The sequence below is a fragment of the Halorubrum luteum genome (assembly GCF_054652935.1).
In genome coordinates this window covers 1,163,867-1,186,104 of sequence record NZ_BAAIGT010000002.1, presented here as the reverse complement: position 1 = coordinate 1,186,104, position 22,238 = coordinate 1,163,867, and the positions used below count along the sequence as shown (strand labels likewise).

Below are 22,238 nucleotides of genomic sequence, written 5' to 3'. Positions count from 1 at the left end.
GACGTGGGGTGGGGTTCAGCTCACGGGAGGAGGTGGTGCGGTATCGGGTATAAGCTGCGGCGTCGCGCGAGGGGCGTCGGTTTCGGCCCCACCGAGAGAACGCAACGTTTAGCGCGCCGGACGCCACACGGAGACGTATGACCTTCTTCGAGACGTTGGCGGACCGGATCGCCGAGACGAACAGCGTCGTCTCCGTCGGGCTCGACCCGGATCCGTCCCGATTGCCGGATTTCGCATCCGACTCCGATCTGCCGCGCTGGGCGTTCAACCGTCGTATCATCGACGTGACCCACGAGCACGCGGCCTGTTATAAGCCGAACGCGGCGTTCTACGAGGACGCGGACGGCTGGCGAGCGCTGAGAGAGACCGTCGCGTACGCGGAGGGGAAAGGGGTTCCCGTCCTCCTCGATGCCAAACGCGCAGATATCGGGAACACGACGCGACGATACGCGGAGGCGCTTGGGTGGGCGGACGCGATCACGGTGAACCCGTACATGGGCCGCGACTCGCTCCAGCCGTTCCTCGACCGCGAGGAGAAGGGCGTGTTCGTGCTCTGTCGGACGTCGAATCCGGGCGGCGAGGACCTGCAAGGGCTCGAACTGGCGTCGGGGGAGCCGTTGTATGAGCGCGTGGCGGCACTGGCGGACGTGTGGAACGCACACGGAAACGTCGGGCTCGTGGTTGGCGCGACCGCGCCGACGGAACTGGCCGAGCTACGCGAGATCGTCCCGGAGATCCCGTTTTTGGTCCCGGGTGTCGGCGCGCAGGGAGGAGACGCGAAGGCGGCGGTCGACCACGGTCTCGCAGATCATCCGGATGTGAACATCAACGTCGGGCTCGTCAACTCCTCGCGAGGGATCATCTTCGCGGGCGAAGCGTCGTCGGCCCCTGACGACGAGGCGACGTACTTCGGAGCTGCGGGCGACGCTGCAAAGCGACTCAAAAAGCGGCTGAACCGCCATCGGTAGGGGTCGGACGGCTTTTATTCTGCCGGGCCGACGCCCGAGGTATGCGCCAGTTCGTCGTCGTCGGTCACGACGTCCCGACGACCGCCGCGTCGATCTCGCTGGATGATCTCCCCGGAGCCGGGCGGTTGGACCTCCTCTGTCGCTGTGTCGCGACGGGGGTGTTCCTCTCGCACGGGATCCGCGACCGGGTGCGAATACATCTCGTCTGCGCCGACGAACTCACGGTGAGCTTCGACAGCGACGAGCTCCGTCATCTCCACCCCGACGAGCGCAACGTCGCGGCGCGGATCCGGGACGCGCTCGACGCGAAGGCCGACGCGATCGGTCACATGCCGGCCGACGTCTCCCCCGGCGTCGAGCTCCGTCGGATGGGGTTCGAGGCAACGATCGACCGGCTGGAGCGTGAGGGGCCGATCGTGACGCTTCACGAGGGGGGTGACCCGCTCGTCGACGCAGAGCCGCCAGCGGATCCGGTGTTCGTGCTCTCGGATCACCACGACTTCGCCGACGAGGAACGCGACCTGCTCGCCGACCGCGCCGATAGTCGGGTGCGGGTCGGCCCGAAACGGCTCCACGCCGACCACACGGTCGCGGTGGCGCACAACTGGCTCGACACCGATGGCTTCACGGCGTACTGACGGGCGGCGGCGGCGGAACACCGGTCGGAGCGCGGGACGTCGAGATCGGACGACACGAGCGGGAGATCGATGACGGACGACCGCTTCCCAGTGCCGGTTCGCGGCGTCGACGTCGACGACGAGACGCGGTGTGACCATTACGACGATCCGGTTGACGTGGTCGCGCTCAGATTCGGCTGCTGTGAGACGTACTACCCGTGTTACGCCTGCCACGAGGCCGTCGCCGATCACCCTGCCGAGCCGTGGCCGAACGCTCGGTTCGACGAGTCCGCGGTGCTGTGCGGCGGTTGTTTGGCGACGCTGACCGCACGCGAGTATTTCGACGCGACCGCGGCGGACGGGTCACGCGACGCGTGTCCCCGGTGTGGCGTCGGGTTCAATCCGGGATGTCGACAGCATCGGGATCGGTATTTCGAGCGGTGAGACGGGTGTCGCCGTCCGACCGTCGTCGACATCGTTCGTGCTTTCGGAAGCGTTAAAAGACACAGCGCCCTTGCTTCGAGTGCGGGCCGGTGGGGTAGCTTGGTATCCTTCGGCCTTCGGGTGGCCGTAACCGCAGTTCGAATCTGCGCCGGCCCACTTCTCCCGCACACGCTCAGGATTCACAACACCGCAGTACGCCATTTATAAACCCTGTCGTGTTTCCGACTGTTGATTTTCAACTGCATCGCATACGCACCCCGACGCCGTTACCCAGCTTTGGGGAGATGATTTTGGAGTAACGGGTTCGACAGAGCTGAGTCCGGTACTGTCGAGTCGCGTCGCCGCGAGCATTTATGAGGGATCGGCCGACCAGTACGGTCATGCACGAGCGAGCAGCGGAGTTCGCGGACCGGGCGGCGACTCGATACGACGTCGAGGTAGACGTCGTGGAGTTCGAGGCGGGAACGAAGACGGCGGCCGCGGCGGCCGACGCCGTCGGCTGTGAGACGGCAGCGATCGCGTCCACTATCGTGGTTTCAGTGTCCGGTGGTGCGCGTGACGGCGACCTCGTGGCGGCGATCACGAGCGGCGCGAACCGGCTCGACTTGGAGGCGGTCGCCGACCACTTCGGCGCGGAAGCGGCGTCGATGGCCGACCCGGAGCGGATCCGGGAGGTCGTCGGCTGGAGCATCGGCGGCGTGCCGCCGATCTGTCACGAGACGGCGCTTCCGACGGTGTTCGACCCGACGCTTCTGGAGTACGACCTCGTGTACGGAGCCGCGGGGACGCCGAGCGCGCTCTTCACGATCGATCCCGAACGCCTCGTCGAGTTGGCGGACGCGACCGCCATCGATCTCACCGAGTGACGCGCTGGAACGCATCCGTTAATAACACCCCCGGGAGTAGCACCCTAGAGTTATTAATTTAGAGTTATTAGATAACAACTCTTTTGTATTAATACCCGCTACGACCGTGTATGAGCCAATCACGCCGAGCGCTACTGAAGCAGGGTGCTGGTCTCCTCAGTGTCGGAGCCGCGGCCGCTGTCGCCGGCTGTTCCGATGCCGTCGATCAGGCAACCGGTGAGTTCGACTCCGGGTACGCCGCGTTCTTCGCGCTGAAGGACTGGACGAACCACGTTGCCGGCGACAACGCGGAGTTCGAGAGTCCGATGGACGTCGGCCAGATGGGCCACGGGTGGGAACCGACCGGCGATCTGACCGCGGAGGTCGCGTCGACGGACGCGTTCGTGTATCTCGACACGCCGGAGTTCTCCTGGGCACAGGACCTCGCGCACGGACTGGAGACTGACTACGACGACGTCGCGGTTATCGACGGACTGGTCGGACTGGAGGACCAGTTCCTCGACTGGGACCACGATCACGACCACGACGACGATCACGACCACGACGACGATCACGACCACGACGACGATCACGACCACGACCTTCACATCGACTCCTTCGAGGTGGTCGATCGAGACCACGACGAGGTCATCGCAGACATCCACGGTGACCACTGGCACGGGGATCTCCCTGTGGTCGAGGCGGGCGAATACGTCTCGCTCGGTGCGAACGCCGAAGACGACCACGGAGACCACATCCACTTCGATGACGAGTACCGGCTGGGTGCTCACGTCGTTGCCGGCGATGCGGATTCAGTGTCGATCGAGTCTCACGGCGATCACCTTCACGTGACCGGTGTGGAATACGGCCACGTCGACCTCGCGTTCTTGATCACCCATGACGGTCATACGGAATGGGAATCCCCGCCGATCGAGCTGGACGTGGGTAGCGATCACGACGATGATGACGAACACGACGACGGGCACGAACAAGATGACGACCATGACGACGGGCACCACGACGTCCACGTTGCCGAGTTGGAGATCATCGACCGCGAACACGACGAGGTGATCGCGGACATCCATGGCGACCACTGGCACGGCGGGCTGCCGGACGTAGCGGAGGGCGAGCATCTCCCGCTCGGTGCGGAGTTCACGGACGACCACGGCGACCACATCCATCTGGGCGAGGACGAGGCGTATCAGCTGCACGCCCGCGTCGCCGACGGTGCCGACGAGATCGTCACGGTGGAAAGCCACGGCGACCACGTCCAGGTGACCGGCGAGGAACACGGACGCACCGAGCTGGTGTTCCAACTGTATCACGACGACCACGCGGACTGGGAATCCCCGCCGCTGGCGCTGTCCGTCGTTCACGAGGATGAGACGGACGAGCACGACCACGGGTTCTACGACCCGCACGTCTGGGTCGACCCGGTGGTAGCGCAGGACATAGTCGACAACATCGCGGACGGACTGGCACGTGCGGATCCGGACAACGCCGAGGAGTACTTCGAGAACGCCGACGCGTACAACGCCGAGCTTGACGCCGTCGATGAGGCGTTCGAGGCGACGATGGCGGACGCGGAACGCACCGTCGCCGTGCTGGCAGGACACGACTCGTTCCAGTATCTCGAGGTCCGGTACGGGTTCGAGCTCTACTCTCCTGTCGGCGTCTCGCCCGACGAAGAGCCGAGCCAGAACGACATCGCCGACACGATCGAGTTCGTCAACGACAACGACATCGACGTGATCCTGTACGACCGCTTCGAGTCGCCCGTTCTCGCGGAGACCATCGTCGAGAACAGCGACGCGACCGAAACGATGGCCGTCTCTCCGGCCGAAGGGACGACCGAGGAGTGGAACGAGCAGGGGTACGGCTACGTCGACCAGATGCTCGAAGTCAACGTCCCGGCGTTCCGGCGTGCACTCGGTGCCGACTGAGCGTAAGCGCTCGCGAACTGTAAGAGATAAACCGACGGGCGATGAAAGACTTCCAACGACAGTGACTCCGGTAGTCGAGATGAACGACGTCACGTTCGCGTACGGCGACACGGTCGCCGTGAGAGACGTCTCACTGACGGTCGACACCGGAGACTTCCTCGGACTCGTCGGTCCGAACGGCTCCGGAAAGACGACGCTGCTACATCTCATGCTCGGGCTCTACACCCCCGACGAGGGCTCGATCGAACTGTTCGGTGAGCCCGTCTCGTCGTTCGACGACGGCGGCCGGATCGGCTACGTTTCCCAGCAGGCGACGAACAGGGGCGGCACGATGCCGGTCACCGTCCGGGAGTGTGTAACGATGGGGCGGTTCGCACACGCGGGGATCGGTCGGCTTACGCGGTCGGATAGGCGCATCGTCGCCGACGCGATCGAAACCGTCGGCATCGAGGATCTCGCCGACCGGCTCGTCAACGAGCTCTCGGGCGGTCAGAAACAGCGCGCGTACATCGCCCGTGCACTCGCCAGTGAGGCGGACCTGCTCGCGCTGGACGAACCGACCGTCGGCGTCGATGCCGAGTCGCGGGACGCGTTCTACAGCCTCCTCGACGAACTGAACGGCGACGGGATAACGATCATCCTCATCGAACACGACATCGGCGTCGTCACCGACAGGGCGGATCGTGTCGCGTGTATCAACACCGAACTGTTCCATCACGGAGACACCGAGTCGTTCGTCGAAAGCGACGCGCTCTCCGAGGCGTACGGTGCGACCGGACAGGTCGTCCACCACCACCACTGATGAGCGAAGATCCGGACTCTCGAAACGAGGCAACTACTCCCGAACGGACGGGATCTGACGGCGAGGCCAGCGTCGACGGCGGGACCCTCTCGGATGCGGCCACGACCGGCGGAACGCTCACACGGTCCGACGGGGTCTCCGACGCCGATTCGGCTACTCCGACGAATGCGGCGAGGGCGAACCCGCAGTCAAGCGGTCGCGATCTCCGCCGACTGGTCGAGCTCGGAGGGGTCGGCGTCATCGCGATACTCGCGTTGTGTATGCTCGGGTTCATCGTGCTCTACTGGGCACGAGATCTGCCCGTTGCAGCGGAGCTGTACGGGGGGTTCCGTACGTTCGGAGTCGTGCTGGACTTCTATCTCGGCACCAACGTGTTCCAGCACCCGTTCATGTGGCAGTCGATGGCGACCGGCGTTCTGATCGGTGTCGTTGCGCCACTCGTCGGGAGCTTTCTCGTCCACCGCGAAATGGCGCTGATCGGAGAGACGCTGGCACACACCGCGTTCGCGGGCATCGCGATCGGACTGCTGGTGAGCGCAACGACCGGCTGGAGTGGGTCGCTGCTTTTGGTCGCACTCGTCGTCGGAGTGCTGGGTGCACTCGGCGTGCAGTGGCTCACTGAGCGAACGAACACGTACGGCGACGTTCCGATCGCGATCATGCTGAGCGGGAGCTTCGCGGTCGGGACGCTCATCATCAGCTACGGGCGTGGACTAACCGCGATCAACATCGAGGGGTACCTGTTCGGGAGCCTGTCGGTCGTCAGCGTCGAGGGCGCGCGAATGATGGGGGCGCTCTCCCTACTCGTCGTCGCCGCGATAGCACTGACGTACAAGCAGCTCCTCTTTATTACCTTCGACGAGCAGGCTGCGAGGGTCGCACAGCTGAACGTCACCGGATACAACACCCTGCTCGTCGTGCTGACGGCAGTCGTGGTCGTTGGCGCGATGCAGGTACTGGGGGTGATTCTCGTCGCGGCGATGCTCGTCATCCCGGTTGCCGCCGCCTCACAGATCGCCCGGAGCTTCCGAGAAACGATGTATCTCTCCGTCATCTTCGGTCAGCTATCTGTGATCGGAGGGTTCGCGTTCGCGATCAGTCAAGGACTACCCTCCGGCGGATCGATCGTCGTTACAGCCATCGTGCTTTATCTCGGCTCCATCGCCGCCTCCGGTTTCTCCGTGAAGGCGATCTCCGCACACGGGTGAGCCGGTCCGGCGAAGACGGACTCCCCCGTCACCGGGAGCTTCTGCGGATCGCGCGACCCGTTTCCATAGACCCTTAAGTACGGGCCTCCCAGTGATGTTCATGGCCGAAACCGAGACGTACACCGTAACCGGACCCGACGGCGACGAGGAGTCGTTCGAGCTGCCCGCCGGACTCGTCGATCTCATGAGCGAACAGGGCGAGACCCAAACCGCGGTCGTCACCGACGTGGTCGTCCAGGCGATGGCCCAGCAGGCACACGCGATCGTCCACCACAGTCAGGGGGAGGTTCCGGAGGATATCGAGCGGATGAACGAGACCGCCGAGGAGCTGTTCGAAGAGCGGTTCGGACAGTCGCTGCAGGACGCGCTTGGTCACTCCCACTGAGCGACGAGCCGCTGTCGGTTCTCCCTCGTATCTCATCTCCCTCGCTTCTCGGGGCTGTCGCGAGCGACCGCTTAAGAGGCAGCGGCCGCTACGGATCGTATGAGCGAGGACGTGGGAGCGCCGGTTCTGATATTCGACGGTGACTGCCCGTACTGTTCGATCGCCGCGGTGGCACTGAAACGACTCGAGCGCGTCGTCGCCGTGCCGTGGGAAGCCGATCCCGTCGGGCCATTTCTCGACGCGCAGTTCGGTGCGCGCCCGTTCGCGATGGTGCTCGTCGACCCACAGGAGCGTCGGGTGTACGCGGGGCGCTCCGCGGCCGAGGAGCTGGCAAGCAGAGCCGGTACGCCAGGGATCATCGGCGGGCTCGTCAGGGATAACTACGACCGCATCGCCGACACCGTCGGCAAGCTCTCCGGACGCGGCCGGGACCCGGCCGACTACCACGACGAGTACGAGCTCACCGACGAGGCGAGTGAACTCGTCGACGATCTCAGGCCCGCAGCGAGCGAGCCGCCGGAGGCGACCTCGTGAGCAGTGACCCCGCCACCGGACGCGGAATCGAACGGAGCAACGCCAGCGATGACGGTGTGGTCGGCGGAACGTACTCGCTGATCGTCGACCTCCCCACGGAGACACCCATCGCCGTTGGCGCGCTCGGTGAACGGAGCTTCCCGGCGGGTGGATACGTTTACACCGGGAGCGCGCTCGGCACGGGCGGATTCTCGAGAGTGGATCGACACCGTCGGATCGCCCGCGGTGAACACGACGTCCGACACTGGCACGTGGACTATCTGCTCGGTGTCCCCGACACGCGGATCGTCGGGGTTGTTCGGAGCGAGGGTGTTGACATCGAGTGTGGCGTTGCGGAGCGACTGCCGGACGGGCCCGTCGAGGGGTTCGGTGCCTCCGACTGCGATTGCCGCACCCATCTCGCTCGTGCAGACGAGGTCGCGTCGCTCTCGGGACGGGTTGAAGCCGTTCACGACGCCGTCGTCGCGGACGCCGAGTTTCGATAGCAAACCCAGGGAGTTCGACCGTCGCGACCGGTCCGGTCGTCTGGCTTAACGTTCGTATCGATCGATAACGTTCCGCAACTGCTCGCGACGGCCCTCGAGGGCGGTTTCACGAAGTTCCGTTTCACGCTCGGTGGGACAGACGAGATCCGGCACGTCGGTCGGTCGTCCGTCGTCATCGAGCGCGACGAACGTGAAATATGACGTCGTCGTTCGGCGCTCCTCGCCGGTTTTCGGATTCTCGGCTCGCACGTCGACGTTGACGTCGAGACTCGTTCGTCCCGTGTTGAACACGTATCCCTCGACCACGACGACCTCTCCCATCTCGATCGGGGAGATGAAATCGACGTGGTCCATCGACGCGGTGACGACCTGTCGGCTCGAGAAGCGCATCCCCGCGATCGCGCCGCAGATGTCCATCCAGTGTAACACCGCACCCCCGAGGGCACGACCGAGATTGTTCGTGTCGTTCGGGAGCAGGATCTCGGTCATCTCGGTGTACGACTCCGTGAGGGAAACTGTATCGCTCATGCGTCGACTCGTACCCGGGCTCCCTTGAAGCTACAGATGGGCGCCGACTCGCCGTCGGATATCAGTCACGTGTTCCCCTCGCCGCCCTCCCCGAACTGGATGGAGTCCGGCGGTCGGCCCGCCTCGTCGATTACCTCGTCGGTAACGACGATCGGGCATTCAGTTCGGACGGCCAACGCAAGCGCGTCGGACGGGCGAGCGTCGAACACGAACCGCTCGGGCTCCCCGTCCTCGTATCGCTCCGCGTCGATCTTGGCGTAGAACGTTCCGTCTGTGAGGTCGTCGATCCGGACGCGGTCGATCGCGCCACCGAACTCGGTGAGGATCTCGACGAGGAGATCGTGTGTGAGCGGCCGCTCGAACGGTTTCCCCTCCAACACCATCCCGATAGAGCGGGCTTGGTCGCCGCTGACGAAGATGGGAACGTACTCGTCACGCACTGAGAGGACGACCGCCGGGACGTCGCCGCCGGGCGCGGAGCCGGCACCGACTCCGACGACCTCGGCTTCGTGTTCCATATCGGATCATCGGTGTGCCGGCATGAATAGCTGTCCCCGCCGCGATCCGAATCTAGGTCGGTGCGCGTCGACCGCTACCGGATCGCGTGCACCCAGCCTCGATGCCAGTAGAGCCATGCGGCGGTGAACACGAGCGCCGCACCGAGGAAGAACACCACGCCGGGCTCGAGCACGGAGAGCGCGTACTCGGCGGCGAGGTCGACCCGGTCGACCGCGTCGTCGGTGTCCGTGACCGGCTCCTCGGCCACCTCGTCGTCGGTCACGGCTGGCGCGACGGCGTCATCGGGGGACGGAGACACTGAGAGAAGCCGCTGGACGACCAGAGCCGACAGACCAAGGATGCCGTATCCGCCGAGGAGTCGCTTGAGCGCCGCCTTGAGCCCGCCGGAGTCGGCCGGGGCTCCGGCGAACAGAACGACCGGCTCGTCGGCGGGTGCGTACACGTTCATCTCCCGACCCTTCTCCGAATACGCCGTACCGACGACATCGACGAGATCCGCCTCCGAAAGGCGACCGAGATGATACTGTGCATTCTGCAGCGACGTGTCGAGTTCGTCCGCGACCTCCGAGGTCGTGGCCGGCTCCTCATACAACGTCGATAGGATCTCCCGTGCGGTCTCCGAGCCAAGTACGGAGAGAACCTCGCCGGCCTCCTCGTCGTTGACGCCGACGACGCGCGGATCGCGGTCGTCGGGCGTCGGATCCGGCAGGGAGGGAAGCAGCCGGGACATATCCGGCAGTCGAACAGCCACGGATACAAACTTGTTGGGTCAGTGCTCCTCCAAAACGTGCCACCACCCGAGCTGCGGACGGCTGTCTCGCCCATTCGTGAGCCACCCGGGCGACCCACTCACGCGACGATGTACCGGTCCGACGGTAAACTCACAAACCCTAAACGCGACCAGGGAGTACGGATCGTCAATGAGTGAAACGCCCGGTGGCCCCGGCGACGTGCCGCCATCGGTCTCCGCGAACGATCCTCCCGACGAGCCACCGCGCCGAGAGCCCGGGACGGTAACGGTCGTCGGGACCGCTCACATCTCGGAACGCTCCGTCGAGGAAGTCGAAGAGACGATCGACCGAGAGCGTCCGGACGTCGTCGCCGTCGAACTCGACGAGGGGCGATATCGGCAGATGCAGGGAGAGACTCCGGAGGAGCTCGACGCGGGTGATCTGCTGAAGGGAAACACCGTGTTCCAGTTTCTGGCATACTGGATGCTCTCGTACGTCCAGACACAGCTCGGCGAGCGGTTCGACATCGAGCCGGGTGCGGATATGCAGGCCGCCATCGATGTCGCCGACGAGCTCGGGATCGATGTTGCCCTCGTCGATCGGGACATCCAGACGACGATCCAGCGGTTCTGGGCGCGGATGACCGTCCTTGAGAAGCTCCGCATGGTCGGCGGGCTCGCGTTCGGCGTGACGGACTCCCGCGTCGCCGGGGTCATGGCCGGGCTGATCGTCGGCATCGTCGCCGGACCCGTGATCGGGCTGTTCGGCGACAGCCTCGGAGTGACCGATACAGTGTTGACGAGCGTTACCGCCGGTGTGCTGGCGGCGCTCCTCGTCGCCCTCGTGGTCGATCAGGTCGGAAAAGCCGGATTATCACCGGATTTGCGGCTGTACGCCGCCGCCGGACTCGGACTCGGTGCGGGCGCGATCGTCGGCGCGTTCGGCGTTGGGACCGATCTCGTGACGACGTATCTCGGTGGGTTCACCGTCCGGGCGATCGGAAGTCTCGGGATCGGGATCGGATTCGGGCTACTCATCGGGGTCGTTGCGGCCGGGCTGATCGGCGCGCTCGGCGGTCGCACCGAGCCGGAGTACGGCGGGATCGAGGAGCTCGACATGGAGGACCTCACTGATACTGACGTCGTGACGATGATGATGGAGGAGTTCCGACAGTTCTCACCCGGCGGTGCCGAGGCACTCATCGACGAACGCGACGCGTTCATCGCGCATCGACTCGTTGCGTTGCGAAACGCGGGACACGATGTCGTCGCCGTCGTCGGGGCAGGCCATCGTGCGGGGATCGAACGATACCTCGCGAACCCCGAAACGCTACCACCCGTCAAGAGTCTGACCGGGCAGGAGAGCGGTCGCCGACTCCCGTGGGGGAAAGCGATCGGCTACCTCGTCGCCGTCGCGTTCGTGACGTTTTTCGTCTTGTTGGCGCTTGGCGGCGTCGAGGACGGATTCCTGCTTCGACTGTTCGGCGCGTGGTTCCTCATCAACGCCGTGTTCGCGTTCTCGTTCGCGAAGCTCGCCGGAGCGCGCTGGGCCTCGGCCGGCGTCGGCGGCGCGGTGGCGTGGATGACGTCGATCAACCCGATGCTCGCGCCCGGCTGGTTCGCCGGATACGTCGAACTCCGGAATCTCACGGTGAACGTCGCCGACATCGGAACGCTCAACGAGCTGCTCTCCGACGAGACGCGGCCGCCCTCGGAGCTCGTGCGCGCGATGCTCGACGTCCCACTGTTCAAGCTTATCATGGTCGTGGCGATGACGAACGTGGGAAGCATCATTGCCAGTTTCCTCTTTGCGGTGTACGTCCTCCCGGCGATGTTTGGCGCTGAAGTCGGCAGCGTCGATGAGGTTGGCCGGCTCATGGTCGACGGCGCACGAACCGGCGCGGAGCTGATCTACGGCTTTCTGATGGTTACGATCCCATGAGTGTGAACGTGCGCGGTCGCCGGATCGGCGGTCTCTATTTCAGCGGTACCGAACTCCGGGACTTGCTCGTCGCATGGCTCGCGCTCGGAGTTGCGTTCATGCTGTTTTTCGTCGGCGGGACCGCCGGATTCGATCGGTTGCTCGCGGCCGGGGTCGTACTGCCGCTCCTCGTCAGCCTGCTTACGGCCGGGATCGCGTTTCTACTGCATGAGGTTGCACATAAGGTCGTCGCGGTCCGCTACGAACAGGTCGCCGAGTTCCGCGCCGACAACGGTATGTTGTTTCTCGCGGTGATGAGCGCCCTCCTCGGGTTCATCTTTGCCGCTCCCGGAGCGGTCCATCACCGCGGTCGACTCTCCGAACGCGAACACGGGCACATCGCGCTCGCCGGTCCCGTCGTGAACCTGCTTTTGATGGTCGCGTTCGTCCCGGTGCTCGTCGTCGGCGTCGCGCTCGGGAGCGAGCTGCTCGCGTTAGTCGGCGAGCGGGGGATAGCGATCAACGTCTTCCTTGCTGCGTTCAATCTTATCCCCTACGGTCCACTCGACGGCAAGACCGTGATCGGATGGAGCAAATCCGTGTGGACGCTGACGTTCATCCCGTCAGTGTTGCTCGCGTTCGTGCTCGTGTTCATGTTCGGCCTCGGGTTCGGCGGACCGTTCTGATCCGGAGCGGGACGCATCCGAATCCACTCGTCGGGACAACGGTGTGTTTTTGCTCCGTGAGACACCCCGCTACAGTATGAGCGACGAGGACGGAAGCGACGGCGAGGAACTCACGTACGCCGACGCCGGCGTCGATATCGACGCGAGCGAGGCGGCGACCGCCGCGTTGATCGGAGCGGTCGGAGACAGCGAGGGTGACTACGCCGGGTTGTTGGATATCGGCGACCGATATCTCGCGCTGGCGACCGATGGGGTCGGCACGAAGCTACTGGTGGCCGAGGCGCTCGGCGACTACTCGACCGTGGGGATCGACTGCATCGCGATGAACGTAAACGACCTCGTCGCTGCCGGGGTGCGTCCGGTCGCATTTGTCGACTACCTCGCTGTTGACGAACCGGACGAGCGGTTCGCCGAACAGGTCGGCGAGGGGCTCGCGCGTGGGGCTGAGCTCGCGAACATGGAACTCGTCGGCGGGGAGACCGCCGTGATGCCGGAGGTCGTGAAGGGACTCGATCTGGCCGGAACCTGCGCGGGACTGGCCGCGAAGGACGCGGTGTTTGACGGGCGAGCGCGGCCCGGAGACGCGCTCGTCGGGTGGCGATCGTCGGGGATCCACTCGAACGGTCTGACGCTCGCTCGCGAGGCAACGACCCGGAACCACGCGTACACGGATGCGTGTCCGTTCAAGGGATACGAAACGATCGGCGAGGCGTTGTTGGAACCGACCCGGATCTACGCCGATCTGTTGGACCCTATGCGGGACCACGGCGTTCGCGGTGCAGCCCACATCACGGGCGGTGGCTGGACGAACCTCGAGCGACTCGGTGACCATCGGTACGTCGTCGAGGAGCCGTTCGACGTACACCCGACGTTCGAGTTCGTCCAATCGGAGGGGAACGTCTCCGACGAGGAGATGCACCGGACGTTCAACATGGGGACCGGATTCGTCGCGGCCATCGATCCGGCCGGAGCCGAGGCGTTGGCGGAGGCGACCGACGGACGAGTGATCGGCCGTGTCGAGGCGGGGAGCAGCGTCGCTATCCGCGGGTTGGAGCTGTAAGTCCGGGGTCTGGGGTATCACCGACACTGGCAGTGTTGCCGGACCAGACGTGCCGGGTTGCGTGGCGAACAGGCGGCGTCACTCGACTCCGCGACGGCGCGCCGCACACCCGCCTCGACCGTCGCGGTCGACTCTCAGACCACAAGTCGTCTGGGTCGGTATCGTATATAAGCCGTGGCAAGGTAGACGGTTCTTGACGAGGGAGCCACCGGAGCCGACGCCGTGGGTTCGGCCCGAAAACGTCCTACGAGAGGTACGCTGCGATGTCGGCCTCCGTGATGATACCGACGGTTTCGCCGTCGTCGGTCACCATCACGGCTTTGTAGTGGTCGAGCAGGTTACGGATCTCGTCGACGGTCGCGTCCGGCGCGACCGTGGGGAACGACTCACTCATCACCTCCGTCACGGGAAGCTCGCCGACGTTCTCGCCGGCGTGAATAACGTCACCTTGACTTATCGACCCGACCGGCACGCCGTTCTGGAGCACCGGAAGCTGCGAGTACGCCTCCTCCTCCATCAGGTCGACGGCGGCGGCGACTGCGTCGTCCGGCGCGACGCTGATCACGGTCTCATGCATCAGATCACGGGCCCGAACGACTTCGCCTTCAGCCTCGTCCAAGGCGTTGACGATCCGTCGGAGAGTCGAGAGCCGCGGGTCGACGTCACCACCCTCGATCCGGGCGATAAGCGGCTGTGAAACGCCGGCGGCGTCCGCGAGGGCGCTCTGTGTCAGATCGAGGCTTGTCCGTCGCTCGCGTAGGTCCTGTGGCGTCGGGAGCTCCATACGCCTAATAACTATAGGTAATTAGAAAAGCTTTCGGCGGCGGCCGGTTTCGCCCGGGAGCCGGCTGACCGGACGGCGCCGTGCTCGCGACGACCTACTCGGCTTCGTCGCCGTTCTCGTCCGCGTCCGTTTCGACGATCTCGATCACTTCGAGCGGCACGTCACGGAGCGCGCCGCCGACCTCGCTTTTCGCGATCCGTTCGGCGTGTTCCTCGCTGTCGGCGTTGAAGATCTCGATCTCCAGGAGGAGTCCGACGAGCGCCGTGTTCGCGGCGAGAAACGCGGCGTCGAACGGCTCGCCGCAGGCAGGACAGCCGGTGACGCCGGGTTCGACCTCGACGTACTGCTTATCCGTCTCGTTGAGTCGCTTTCCGGCTTCGCTGACCGCGACGCCGATGGCGTCGTCGGTCTCCTCGACGTCACGAACCAACCAGGCGGCTTCCATCGCGACCAAGTAGTTGCTCATACCCCGAGGGACGGACCGCAGGGTTTCGTGTCTTGTGGTTCGACGCGGTGCGGAGGCCTTGGCGGTGGCTCGACCTACAGCCGGTCGATGACCGCGTCGGTTACCTCCCCGGTCGTCGCGGACCCGCCGAGGTCACCCGTGCGCGGACCATCGCGCAGGACGTTCTCGACGGCGTCCCGGATCCGCTGACCGTCGTCGACGTACCCGAGGTACTCGACGAGCATCGCCGCAGAGAGGATCGCCGCCGTGGGGTTTGCAACGCCCTCGCCGGCGATATCCGGTGCGGTTCCGTGAACCGGCTCGAACAGCGCGTTGTCGTGACCGACGTTCGCGGACGGCAGGAGCCCGAGCCCGCCAACCAGTCCGGCCGCGAGGTCCGAGAGCACGTCACCAGCGAGGTTCCCGCAGACGACGACGTCGTACTGCGTCGGGTTCAGCGGGAGCTTCGTCGCGAACGCGTCCATCAGCTCCTCGTCGGCGTCGACGCCGCGTTCCTCCGCGACCGCGAGCACGTCCTCGCGGAATCGGCCGTCCGTCTCGCGCATCACGTTCGCCTTATGTGCGACGGTGAATCCGTCGGTTCCCTCCGGACCTCGTCCGTCCTCGACGAACTCACAGGCGAACTCCGCGAGTTCACGGGACGCCGACGACGTGACGACGCGCGTCAACGTCGAGAGGTCCTCGGAGAGTCGGCTCTCGTGGCCCGAGTAGACGCCCTCGGTGTTCTCCCGGAGAAACACGACGTCCGTCTCCGGGCGGACTGCGTCGACGCCGGGATACGCCCGCGCCGGACGGATGTTGACGAACGAGCCGACCGCGTCCCGCAGTGGCAGAATTACGTCCGCGGCCGTCTCGCCCGCCGCACCGAACAGCGTCGCATCGGTGCTGGCGGCGAGTTCGTACGTCTCGGCCGGTAGCGCCTCGCCCGTCGCCTCCTCGACCGCGTCGCCCGCGTCGGCCTCGACGAACTCGAACCCCAGATCCAGTGCCTCGAGCACCTCGACGGCGGCCGGGACGACCTCCGCACCGATCCCGTCGCCTTCGATAACGGTGATATGCTCACTCATGAAACGAAGTGCGCGAGTCAACGAAAAGAGGGTGTCGATGTCGGCGATGACACGTCGATGGCTGAGGGAACGCGCGTCGGATCAGTCGTCGCTTTCGGCGTACGGAAGCTCCGCGACGGTCGCTTCGACCTTGCTCATGTTCGAGTACATCAGCGCGGTCGTATCCCATATCCCGTCAACGAGCGCCTCCTGCATCGCGTCGTCGATGTCGACATCGATCGTCGTTCCATCGTACGTGACGGTTTCGTTCTCGACGTCGATATCGATCTCCGCGTCGGGGTTCGCCTCGATCCACTCCTGCAGTTCGACCACGGTCTCGTGGTCAGTCGTCACCGCCGGGATGCCGAGCGACTTGCAGTTGTCGCGGAAGATTTCGGCGTACGACTCGCCGACGACGCCGTCGATCCCCCAGCGCATCATCGCCTGCGGCGCGTGCTCACGCGAGGAGCCACAGCCGAAGTTGGAGTTGACGACGGCGATCGACGCACCCTCGAACCGGTTGAGCGGATGGTCGTTGAACTCGCCGTCGTCGTCCCGCCGGGCGTCGTAAAACAGGTAGTCGGCCATGTTGTCGAACGTGACCTCCTTCATGAACTTCGCCGGCAGGATCTGGTCGGTGTCGATGTCGTCGCCCGGGATCGGTACGCCGGTACCGGACACCTCGGTGATGTGTTGGTCGTCGCTCATCAGTCCGCCACCTCCTCGACTCCGCCCGCAGTCTCCGATGGATCCGAGTCCAGATACTCGCGAGCGTCAGCGACCTGCCCTTCCACAGCCGCCGCGGCCACCATCGCGGGGTTCATAAGCACCGTTCGGCCAGCCTTCGACCCCTGCCGTCCGATGAAGTTTCGGTTCGAGGAGGACGCACACACCTCGTCACCCTCCAGCGCGTCGTCGTTCATCGCGAGACACATCGAACAGCCGGCTCGCCGCCACTGGAATCCGGCGTCGATGAACGTCTTGTCGATGCCGAGCTCCTCACACTCCTGGCGAACCGTCTCGGAACCGGGAACCGCCAGCGCACGGACGCCATCGTCGACGGTGTTGCCCTCGAGCACCGCCGCCGCCTCCGCGAAGTCGGAGACGCGACCGTTGGTGCAGGTACCGAGGAACGCCACATCGACGTCGTATCCGAGCATCGACTGACCCGATTCGAGATCCATATGATCCAGCGCTTGTTCGGCTGCCTCTCGATCCGTCCGTGCCTCGAACTCGTCCGGCGCCGGAACGGTCTCGGAGATCTCGATCACCTGTCCGGGGTTGATCCCCCACGTAACGAGCGGGTCGATCCCGTCGGCGTCGATCGTGACGATATCGTCGTACTCCGCGTCCGCGTCGGAGGCGACCGATTCCCAGTACTGCTTCAGCTCCTCGAACGCCTCGCCGTCAGGAACGTACTCGCGTCCGTCAAGGTACTCGTAAGTGGTCTCGTCCGGGTTGATGTATCCGGCACGCGCGCCACCCTCGATCGACATGTTGCACACCGCGAGCCGTCCCTCCATATCGAGCGACTCGATCGCGGGCCCGCCGTACTCGTACACGTGCCCGACGCCGCCGTCGACGCCGAGCTCTTGGATTATCTTCATGATAACGTCTTTCGCGTAGACGCCCTCGCCGAGCTCGCCCTCGACGTTGATTCGGCGGACGCTCTGTTTGTCGGCCGCGATACAGCCCGTCGCCAGCACGTCACGGATCTGGCTCGTTCCGATCCCGATACCGATGGAGCCGAACGCACCGTGGGTCGCCGTGTGGCTGTCACCGCAGGCGACGGTCATGCCGGGCTGGGAGAGTCCGAGCTCGGGGCCAACCACGTGCGTGATCCCCTGTTTCCCGGAGTCGAAGCCGAAGAAGGTGACCCCGCTCTCGCTCGTGTTCCGTTCCAGCGCCGAGAGCATCTCCTCCGCTTGGTCGTCCGCCAAGGGACGCTCTCGCTTTTCGGCCTCCGTCGGAGCGATGTGGTCGGTCGTCGCGAACGTCCGATCGGGGTACGCGACGTCGAGGTCGCGCTCTTCGAGCATTCCAAACGCCTGCGGACTCGTCACCTCGTGAACGAGATGGAGTCCGATGAACAGCTGGTCCTGCCCGTTCGGAAGCTCGGTGACCTTGTGGCGTTCCCACACCTTATCGTACAGCGTCCCTTCGCTCATCGTCGGTCACCGCCTACGTCGCATCCACTGATCGAGCCGCGAGCGACTCCACGGGTCCACACGTCGTTGACGCCGGACGCGCGGGACGTGTGGTCGACGTCCGCCATCGTCGTGCGATCGCTGCCAGCCGCGTCGTCGTCACTCCCATCGGTTTCGTCAGTCACCGCGCCGCCGTCGGCGACGGCCGGACCGCGGCGGAACACGCCGCCGAGCGTCGTGCCCGTGTACGGATTCGCGTGGGAGATATCGGCCATCGATGGTCGATCAGCTTCTTCCGCCCGCATCTCGGTCGCCTCCTCTGAACCGGCCATCAGGCCTGCACCTCCGCCGTCTCCTCCTCGTCTTCCTCGCTCTCCTGCCACGAGAACAGCCCGCGAAGCTCCTCGCCGACGGCCTCGATCTCGTGGTTCTTCTCCGCGTGACGCAGCTGGGTGTAGGAGGGACGCCCGGCCTGGTTCTCCGCGATCCACTCTCGAGCGAACTGTCCGTTCTGGACCTTCTCGAGGACTTCCTCCATGTTCTCGCGAGCGTGCTCGTCGACGACGACGTCACCCTGCGTGAGCCCGCCGTACTCGGCGGTGTCGGAGACGGAGTCCCACATGCCGCCAAGCCCGTCCTCGTACATCAGATCGACGATGAGTTTCAGCTCGTTGAGACACTCGAAGTACGCCATCTCCGGCGAGTACCCGGCGTCGACGAGCGTCTCGTACCCCTGTTTCACCAGCGCTGTGACCCCGCCACAGAGCACGGCCTGCTCGCCGAACAGGTCGGTTTCAGTTTCCTCGCGGAACGTCGTCTCGACGACGCCGGCGCGTGTACAGCCGATCGCAGCCGCGTACGCAAGCCCCTCGTCGTGGGCGTCGCCGGTCGCGTCCTGATACACCGCGAGCAGTCCCGGCGTCCCCTCGTCGTTCTCGTAGTTCCGTCGAACGAGATGGCCCGGGGATTTTGGGGCGACCATCGTCACGTCGACGTCCTCGGGGGGCTGGATCTGGTTGTAGTGGATGTTGAACCCGTGTGCGAACTGGAGCGTGTCGCCGGGGTCGAGGTTCGGCTCGATCGCCGACTCGTACACGTCCGGCTGGACCGTGTCGGGGACGAGCACGCTCACGATGTCGGCCTGTGCGGCCGCCTCGTCCGGCGTCGCCACCCGGAGCCCGTCGCTTTCGGCCGCATCCCACGAAGAGCTGCTTTCACGCAGCCCGACGACGACGTCGACACCGCTGTCCGAGAGGTTCTGTGCGTGTGCGTGCCCCTGCGAGCCGTACCCGAGTACGGCCACGGTTTTCCGGGCGATCGCCTCGCTTTCCGCGTCGTCGTCGTAGTATACCGTCGAATCGAACGTCCGTGTGTCGTCTTCAGTCATTGTTGTCGTTAGTGTCCGTTAGGTGTCGTCGGTTCGCCGGCCGTTCCGGGTTTCTCTCCTGGTGCAGTAGGCGTGTTTCCGCGTGCGAGCGCGGTCGGACCCGTTCGCGCTATCTCGATGATGCCGAACTGCTCGAACGCGCCGATCGCGTTGTCGATCCGTTGTTTGTCGCCGGTGAGTTCGACGGTCACCGTGTCGGGCCCCGCGTCGACCGTCCGACCGTCGTACATCTCGGTGAGCGCCTGCACTTCGGCCGGCTCGTCGCCGCGAACCTTCAGCAGCACGAGCTCCGAAGTCACCGCATCACCGGAGACTTCGCCGACGGAGATGACCGGCTTCAGCTTCGCCATCTGTTTTTCGATCTGGTCGATACCCGGATCCGTCTCCTCGACGACCATCGTGATCCGCGAGTGTCCCTCGACGGTCGTCGGACCGACGGTCAGGCTCTCGATGTTGAACTGTCGTCGGGAGACGAGCCCGGAGACGCGGGCGAGCACGCCGGGTTCGTCCTCGACGAGCGCGGAGATAACCGCCCGTCGAGAGTCGTGTTCCGCCTCGACTACCGGATCGATACGGATCCCCTCCGTGTTCCGTCGACCCTCCGGATGCGGTCGTTCCTCCGGAGCCGGCGGGGTCGGGTCGGCGTCGCTGCTCATAGCTGGTCCTCCGTCATCGCGAACAGTCCGTTTGCACCGCCACTGGGCACCATCGGAAGCACGTTCTCCTCCGGATCGACGTGGAAGTCGATGACGGTCGGACCGTCGTACGCAAGCGCCTCCTCGATCGCGGGCGCGACGTCGTCGTAATCGTCGACGCGGATGCCAAGCGCACCGAACGCCTCGGCGAGCTTGTCGAACTCGGGCATCCACGCGTAGTCGGACGCCATATGACGCCCCTCGTAGAACGCGTCCTGCCACTGACGAACCATGCCGATGTACTCGTTGTTGAGCACGGCGAACGTGATGTTCATCTCTTCACGCACCGCAACCGACAGCTCCTGCATCGTCATCAGGAAGGAGCCGTCGCCGTCGAAGCAGATCACGTCGCGGTCGTGCTCGCCCATCGAGTCCGCGGCGACGCGCGCGCCGATGGCGGCTGGAACGCCGTATCCCATCGTGCCGAGTCCGTGCGAGGAAACCCACGTCCGCGGCTCGGTGTACGTCCAGTACTGCGAGGCCCACATCTGGTGTTGCCCGACGCCGGTCGTCACGATCGTGTCGTCGTTGGTCGCCTCGTCGAACGCCTCAACGACGAACTGCGGCTTCAGCGGCTCGTCGTCCGGCGTCGCGTACTGCATGGGGTACGTCTCCTTCCACTCCTTGCACTGCTCGCGCCACTCGTCGGCGTCGGGTGCCTCCCTGACCGCCGCGGTCAGCTGGTCAAGCACGCGTTTCGCGTCGCCGATCAGCGGATAGTCCGCGTACACGTTCTTCGATATCTCCGCCGGGTCGATGTCGACGTGCACCACCTCCGCCTCCGGTGCGAACGTGTCGATCCCACCGGTGAGACGGTCGTCGAACCGCGTCCCGACGGCGATCAGACAATCGGTGTGTGTGATCGCCATGTTCGCGTAGCCGGTGCCGTGCATCCCCGCCCACGAGAGGCTCAACTCATCGTCCTCGGGGAACGACCCGATCCCGGGCATCGTCGTCGTTACCGGAATCTCGAACGTGCGGGCGAACGTCCGGGCCGCCTTGCTCGCCTCGGCTTTGATCACGCCGCCGCCGAAGAGACAGAGCGGACGCTCCGCGTTCTCGATCGCGCGTGCGGCCTCCGCCACGTCGTCGGCGTCGGCGCTCGGATCCGGATCGGTTCCGGGCGGCGGCGAGGCGGGGCCGGGTGCGTTGTCGGTCTCGGTCTGGGTGACGTCCTTCGGAAGGTCGACGAGGGTCGGTCCCGGGCGACCGGCACGCGACAGCTCGAACGCCTCGCCGACGACGTCACCGACGGTGTCGGCGTCGCTTGCGAAGTAGTTGTGCTTGGTTATCGGGCGGGTAACGCCGATCGTATCCGTCTCCTGAAACGCGTCGTTGCCGACGAACTCCGTCGGCACCTGTCCGGTCAACGCGAGCATCGAGTCCGAGTCCATGTCCGCGTCCGCGATCCCGGTGACGAGGTTCGTCGCTCCGGGTCCCGACGTCGCCAAACAGAGGCCGGGTTCGCCGGAGACGATGCCGTACGCGTCCGCAGCGTGGGCGGCACCCTGCTCGTGAGCCATGGTGATGTGGCGGACCGACGAGTCGTACAGCGCGTCGTACACGGGCATGATCGCGCCGCCCTGAACGCCGAAGGCGTTCTCCGCGCCCGCGGCCTCGAGCGCCGTCACGACCGATTCCGCTCCGGTCGACGTCGTCTCTTCGGCCGACTCGTCGGCAGCCGTCTCGGCTCCCGTGGTCGGTTCGACGCCGGATGTCGATTCGGTACCGCCGTGCTCCTCGGTTCCCTCGGGGTCGTCCTCTCGGTTCCGTGCTGCTGTGTCGCTCATTGTCGTGGTGGCGTGTGTGGTGTGGTTGCGTGCATCGTTTCTGCACGTGAGTAGTTCGGTCCGAACGCCGGCGCCACGAACGGTGCGTCGCTCGACCACCGTCGGTGCGTCCGTCTCGCGTTCGCGGCCCGACGCGTCAGTCCACGGATCACACCGTGGTACATCAGTCCACGGGTCACGCCGTGGTACGGTCGTCCGGGAGTCATCGCGTGGCGAACCGTTCGCTGGCGTTCGTCGATACGTCGTGT

At 65.3% G+C, this 22,238-nt stretch carries 25 protein-coding genes and 1 tRNA gene; 14 read left to right on the top strand and 12 right to left on the bottom strand.

Annotated elements, in window-relative coordinates; genetic code table 11:
* The first annotated feature begins 137 nt into the window (after window positions 1–137).
* The 11 genes from pyrF to ACYQ0R_RS05890 all read left to right on the top strand — a co-directional run bounded on the left by pyrF (window position 138) and on the right by ACYQ0R_RS05890 (window position 8,231).
* Complete coding sequence (pyrF, locus tag ACYQ0R_RS05940; protein WP_459821599.1) at window positions 138–968, top strand: orotidine-5'-phosphate decarboxylase; 831 nt, start codon at window positions 138–140, stop codon at window positions 966–968.
* Between the two features lie 41 nt (window positions 969–1,009).
* On the top strand, window positions 1,010–1,606 hold the full coding sequence (gene trmY, locus ACYQ0R_RS05935; protein ID WP_459821597.1) for a tRNA (pseudouridine(54)-N(1))-methyltransferase TrmY: 597 nt from the start codon (window positions 1,010–1,012) through the stop codon (window positions 1,604–1,606).
* A gap of 69 nt (window positions 1,607–1,675) precedes the next feature.
* Window positions 1,676–2,029 carry a CHY zinc finger protein gene (locus ACYQ0R_RS05930; protein WP_459821595.1) on the top strand — a complete coding sequence of 118 codons (354 nt, stop codon included), beginning with the start codon at window positions 1,676–1,678 and terminating at the stop codon, window positions 2,027–2,029.
* 83 nt (window positions 2,030–2,112) lie between these two features.
* Window positions 2,113–2,185, top strand: a tRNA-Pro gene (locus ACYQ0R_RS05925).
* A gap of 224 nt (window positions 2,186–2,409) precedes the next feature.
* Window positions 2,410–2,895 carry a YbaK/EbsC family protein gene (locus ACYQ0R_RS05920; protein WP_459821593.1) on the top strand — a complete coding sequence of 162 codons (486 nt, stop codon included), beginning with the start codon at window positions 2,410–2,412 and terminating at the stop codon, window positions 2,893–2,895.
* A gap of 110 nt (window positions 2,896–3,005) precedes the next feature.
* Window positions 3,006–4,817, top strand: coding sequence for a metal ABC transporter solute-binding protein, Zn/Mn family (locus tag ACYQ0R_RS05915; RefSeq protein WP_459821591.1), 1,812 nt, complete (start codon window positions 3,006–3,008; stop codon window positions 4,815–4,817).
* Between the two features lie 79 nt (window positions 4,818–4,896).
* A complete protein-coding gene (locus ACYQ0R_RS05910; protein WP_459821589.1) occupies window positions 4,897–5,619 on the top strand; it encodes a metal ABC transporter ATP-binding protein in 723 nt (240 codons plus the stop codon).
* Window positions 5,619–6,827: a metal ABC transporter permease gene (locus ACYQ0R_RS05905; RefSeq protein WP_459821587.1), complete on the top strand. Its 1,209-nt coding sequence runs from the start codon at window positions 5,619–5,621 to the stop codon at window positions 6,825–6,827. The genes ACYQ0R_RS05910 and ACYQ0R_RS05905 overlap by 1 nt, the downstream gene beginning before the upstream one ends.
* A 100-nt stretch (window positions 6,828–6,927) precedes the next feature.
* Window positions 6,928–7,212, top strand: a complete 285-nt coding sequence (locus ACYQ0R_RS05900; protein ID WP_459821585.1) for a DUF7545 family protein — start codon at window positions 6,928–6,930, stop codon at window positions 7,210–7,212.
* Between the two features lie 99 nt (window positions 7,213–7,311).
* Window positions 7,312–7,746 carry a thiol-disulfide oxidoreductase DCC family protein gene (locus tag ACYQ0R_RS05895; RefSeq protein WP_459821583.1) on the top strand — a complete coding sequence of 145 codons (435 nt, stop codon included), beginning with the start codon at window positions 7,312–7,314 and terminating at the stop codon, window positions 7,744–7,746.
* A 26-nt stretch (window positions 7,747–7,772) separates the two neighbouring features.
* A complete protein-coding gene (locus tag ACYQ0R_RS05890) occupies window positions 7,773–8,231 on the top strand; it encodes a GIY-YIG nuclease family protein (RefSeq protein WP_459825687.1) in 459 nt (152 codons plus the stop codon).
* 45 nt (window positions 8,232–8,276) lie between these two features.
* Here ACYQ0R_RS05890 and ACYQ0R_RS05885 read toward each other — a convergent pair whose 3' ends face one another.
* The 3 genes from ACYQ0R_RS05885 to ACYQ0R_RS05875 form a co-directional block, all read right to left on the bottom strand.
* On the bottom strand, window positions 8,277–8,759 hold the full coding sequence (locus ACYQ0R_RS05885; protein ID WP_459821581.1) for an acyl-CoA thioesterase: 483 nt from the start codon (window positions 8,757–8,759) through the stop codon (window positions 8,277–8,279).
* A gap of 65 nt (window positions 8,760–8,824) precedes the next feature.
* Window positions 8,825–9,277 (bottom strand): bifunctional nuclease family protein, encoded by a 453-nt coding sequence (locus ACYQ0R_RS05880; RefSeq protein ID WP_459821579.1) that lies wholly within the window; start codon window positions 9,275–9,277, stop codon window positions 8,825–8,827.
* 74 nt (window positions 9,278–9,351) lie between these two features.
* Entirely contained in the window at window positions 9,352–10,008 is a 657-nt protein-coding gene (locus ACYQ0R_RS05875; protein ID WP_459821577.1) for an ArsR/SmtB family transcription factor, read from the bottom strand.
* Between the two features lie 190 nt (window positions 10,009–10,198).
* On the opposite strand from ACYQ0R_RS05875, the gene ACYQ0R_RS05870 reads away from it, so the two are divergent.
* From ACYQ0R_RS05870 to purM, 3 genes are all read left to right on the top strand, one after another.
* The gene (locus tag ACYQ0R_RS05870) at window positions 10,199–11,950 is read left to right on the top strand and encodes a TraB/GumN family protein (protein WP_459821575.1); all 1,752 of its coding nucleotides are present in this window, start codon (window positions 10,199–10,201) and stop codon (window positions 11,948–11,950) included.
* Window positions 11,947–12,615, top strand: a complete 669-nt coding sequence (locus tag ACYQ0R_RS05865) for a zinc metalloprotease (RefSeq protein ID WP_459821573.1) — start codon at window positions 11,947–11,949, stop codon at window positions 12,613–12,615. The genes ACYQ0R_RS05870 and ACYQ0R_RS05865 overlap by 4 nt, the downstream gene beginning before the upstream one ends.
* Before the next feature lie 76 nt (window positions 12,616–12,691).
* Window positions 12,692–13,675 (top strand): phosphoribosylformylglycinamidine cyclo-ligase, encoded by a 984-nt coding sequence (purM, locus tag ACYQ0R_RS05860; RefSeq protein WP_459821571.1) that lies wholly within the window; start codon window positions 12,692–12,694, stop codon window positions 13,673–13,675.
* Window positions 13,676–13,919: 244 nt separating this feature from the next.
* On the opposite strand, the gene ACYQ0R_RS05855 is transcribed toward purM, so the two are convergent.
* The 9 genes from ACYQ0R_RS05855 to ilvB all read right to left on the bottom strand — a co-directional run bounded on the left by ACYQ0R_RS05855 (window position 13,920) and on the right by ilvB (window position 21,990).
* Window positions 13,920–14,459 (bottom strand): CBS domain-containing protein, encoded by a 540-nt coding sequence (locus ACYQ0R_RS05855; protein ID WP_459821569.1) that lies wholly within the window; start codon window positions 14,457–14,459, stop codon window positions 13,920–13,922.
* A gap of 94 nt (window positions 14,460–14,553) precedes the next feature.
* Complete coding sequence (locus tag ACYQ0R_RS05850) at window positions 14,554–14,925, bottom strand: DUF555 domain-containing protein (protein ID WP_459821567.1); 372 nt, start codon at window positions 14,923–14,925, stop codon at window positions 14,554–14,556.
* A 74-nt stretch (window positions 14,926–14,999) separates the two neighbouring features.
* Window positions 15,000–15,992: an isocitrate/isopropylmalate family dehydrogenase gene (locus ACYQ0R_RS05845; protein ID WP_459821565.1), complete on the bottom strand. Its 993-nt coding sequence runs from the start codon at window positions 15,990–15,992 to the stop codon at window positions 15,000–15,002.
* An 81-nt stretch (window positions 15,993–16,073) separates the two neighbouring features.
* Window positions 16,074–16,679, bottom strand: coding sequence for a 3-isopropylmalate dehydratase small subunit (locus ACYQ0R_RS05840; protein ID WP_459821563.1), 606 nt, complete (start codon window positions 16,677–16,679; stop codon window positions 16,074–16,076).
* Complete coding sequence (gene leuC / locus ACYQ0R_RS05835; RefSeq protein WP_459821561.1) at window positions 16,679–18,139, bottom strand: 3-isopropylmalate dehydratase large subunit; 1,461 nt, start codon at window positions 18,137–18,139, stop codon at window positions 16,679–16,681. The genes ACYQ0R_RS05840 and leuC overlap by 1 nt, the downstream gene beginning before the upstream one ends.
* Window positions 18,136–18,450, bottom strand: a complete 315-nt coding sequence (locus ACYQ0R_RS05830) for a DUF7989 family protein (RefSeq protein ID WP_459821559.1) — start codon at window positions 18,448–18,450, stop codon at window positions 18,136–18,138. Before ACYQ0R_RS05830 ends, leuC begins: the two co-directional genes overlap by 4 nt.
* Window positions 18,450–19,505 carry a ketol-acid reductoisomerase gene (ilvC, locus tag ACYQ0R_RS05825; protein ID WP_459821557.1) on the bottom strand — a complete coding sequence of 352 codons (1,056 nt, stop codon included), beginning with the start codon at window positions 19,503–19,505 and terminating at the stop codon, window positions 18,450–18,452. Before ilvC ends, ACYQ0R_RS05830 begins: the two co-directional genes overlap by 1 nt.
* Window positions 19,506–19,513: 8 nt before the next feature.
* Window positions 19,514–20,161 (bottom strand): acetolactate synthase small subunit, encoded by a 648-nt coding sequence (gene ilvN, locus ACYQ0R_RS05820; RefSeq protein WP_459821555.1) that lies wholly within the window; start codon window positions 20,159–20,161, stop codon window positions 19,514–19,516.
* The gene (gene ilvB / locus ACYQ0R_RS05815; RefSeq protein ID WP_459821553.1) at window positions 20,158–21,990 is read right to left on the bottom strand and encodes a biosynthetic-type acetolactate synthase large subunit; all 1,833 of its coding nucleotides are present in this window, start codon (window positions 21,988–21,990) and stop codon (window positions 20,158–20,160) included. Before ilvB ends, ilvN begins: the two co-directional genes overlap by 4 nt.
* Window positions 21,991–22,238 lie beyond the last annotated feature (248 nt).

Bases quoted from the DNA above. Each gene is read 5' to 3' on its own strand.
- ACYQ0R_RS05885 (WP_459821581.1), bottom strand. From the start codon at position 8,759: ATGAGCGATACAGTTTCCCTCACGGAGTCGTACACCGAGATGACCGAG.
- pyrF (WP_459821599.1), top strand. From the start codon at position 138: ATGACCTTCTTCGAGACGTTGGCGGACCGGATCGCCGAGACGAACAGC.
- ACYQ0R_RS05930 (WP_459821595.1), top strand. From the start codon at position 1,676: ATGACGGACGACCGCTTCCCAGTGCCGGTTCGCGGCGTCGACGTCGAC.
- ACYQ0R_RS05920 (WP_459821593.1), top strand. From the start codon at position 2,410: ATGCACGAGCGAGCAGCGGAGTTCGCGGACCGGGCGGCGACTCGATAC.
- ACYQ0R_RS05840 (WP_459821563.1), bottom strand. From the start codon at position 16,679: ATGAGCGACGACCAACACATCACCGAGGTGTCCGGTACCGGCGTACCG.
- ACYQ0R_RS05870 (WP_459821575.1), top strand. From the start codon at position 10,199: ATGAGTGAAACGCCCGGTGGCCCCGGCGACGTGCCGCCATCGGTCTCC.
- leuC (WP_459821561.1), bottom strand. From the start codon at position 18,139: ATGAGCGAAGGGACGCTGTACGATAAGGTGTGGGAACGCCACAAGGTC.
- ACYQ0R_RS05830 (WP_459821559.1), bottom strand. From the start codon at position 18,450: ATGGCCGGTTCAGAGGAGGCGACCGAGATGCGGGCGGAAGAAGCTGAT.
- ACYQ0R_RS05910 (WP_459821589.1), top strand. From the start codon at position 4,897: ATGAACGACGTCACGTTCGCGTACGGCGACACGGTCGCCGTGAGAGAC.
- ACYQ0R_RS05855 (WP_459821569.1), bottom strand. From the start codon at position 14,459: ATGGAGCTCCCGACGCCACAGGACCTACGCGAGCGACGGACAAGCCTC.
- ACYQ0R_RS05850 (WP_459821567.1), bottom strand. From the start codon at position 14,925: ATGAGCAACTACTTGGTCGCGATGGAAGCCGCCTGGTTGGTTCGTGAC.
- ilvN (WP_459821555.1), bottom strand. From the start codon at position 20,161: ATGAGCAGCGACGCCGACCCGACCCCGCCGGCTCCGGAGGAACGACCG.
- ACYQ0R_RS05905 (WP_459821587.1), top strand. From the start codon at position 5,619: ATGAGCGAAGATCCGGACTCTCGAAACGAGGCAACTACTCCCGAACGG.
- ACYQ0R_RS05900 (WP_459821585.1), top strand. From the start codon at position 6,928: ATGGCCGAAACCGAGACGTACACCGTAACCGGACCCGACGGCGACGAG.
- ACYQ0R_RS05880 (WP_459821579.1), bottom strand. From the start codon at position 9,277: ATGGAACACGAAGCCGAGGTCGTCGGAGTCGGTGCCGGCTCCGCGCCC.
- ACYQ0R_RS05845 (WP_459821565.1), bottom strand. From the start codon at position 15,992: ATGAGTGAGCATATCACCGTTATCGAAGGCGACGGGATCGGTGCGGAG.
- ACYQ0R_RS05875 (WP_459821577.1), bottom strand. From the start codon at position 10,008: ATGTCCCGGCTGCTTCCCTCCCTGCCGGATCCGACGCCCGACGACCGC.
- purM (WP_459821571.1), top strand. From the start codon at position 12,692: ATGAGCGACGAGGACGGAAGCGACGGCGAGGAACTCACGTACGCCGAC.
- trmY (WP_459821597.1), top strand. From the start codon at position 1,010: ATGCGCCAGTTCGTCGTCGTCGGTCACGACGTCCCGACGACCGCCGCG.
- ACYQ0R_RS05895 (WP_459821583.1), top strand. From the start codon at position 7,312: ATGAGCGAGGACGTGGGAGCGCCGGTTCTGATATTCGACGGTGACTGC.
- ACYQ0R_RS05915 (WP_459821591.1), top strand. From the start codon at position 3,006: ATGAGCCAATCACGCCGAGCGCTACTGAAGCAGGGTGCTGGTCTCCTC.
- ACYQ0R_RS05865 (WP_459821573.1), top strand. From the start codon at position 11,947: ATGAGTGTGAACGTGCGCGGTCGCCGGATCGGCGGTCTCTATTTCAGC.
- ilvC (WP_459821557.1), bottom strand. From the start codon at position 19,505: ATGACTGAAGACGACACACGGACGTTCGATTCGACGGTATACTACGAC.
- ilvB (WP_459821553.1), bottom strand. From the start codon at position 21,990: ATGAGCGACACAGCAGCACGGAACCGAGAGGACGACCCCGAGGGAACC.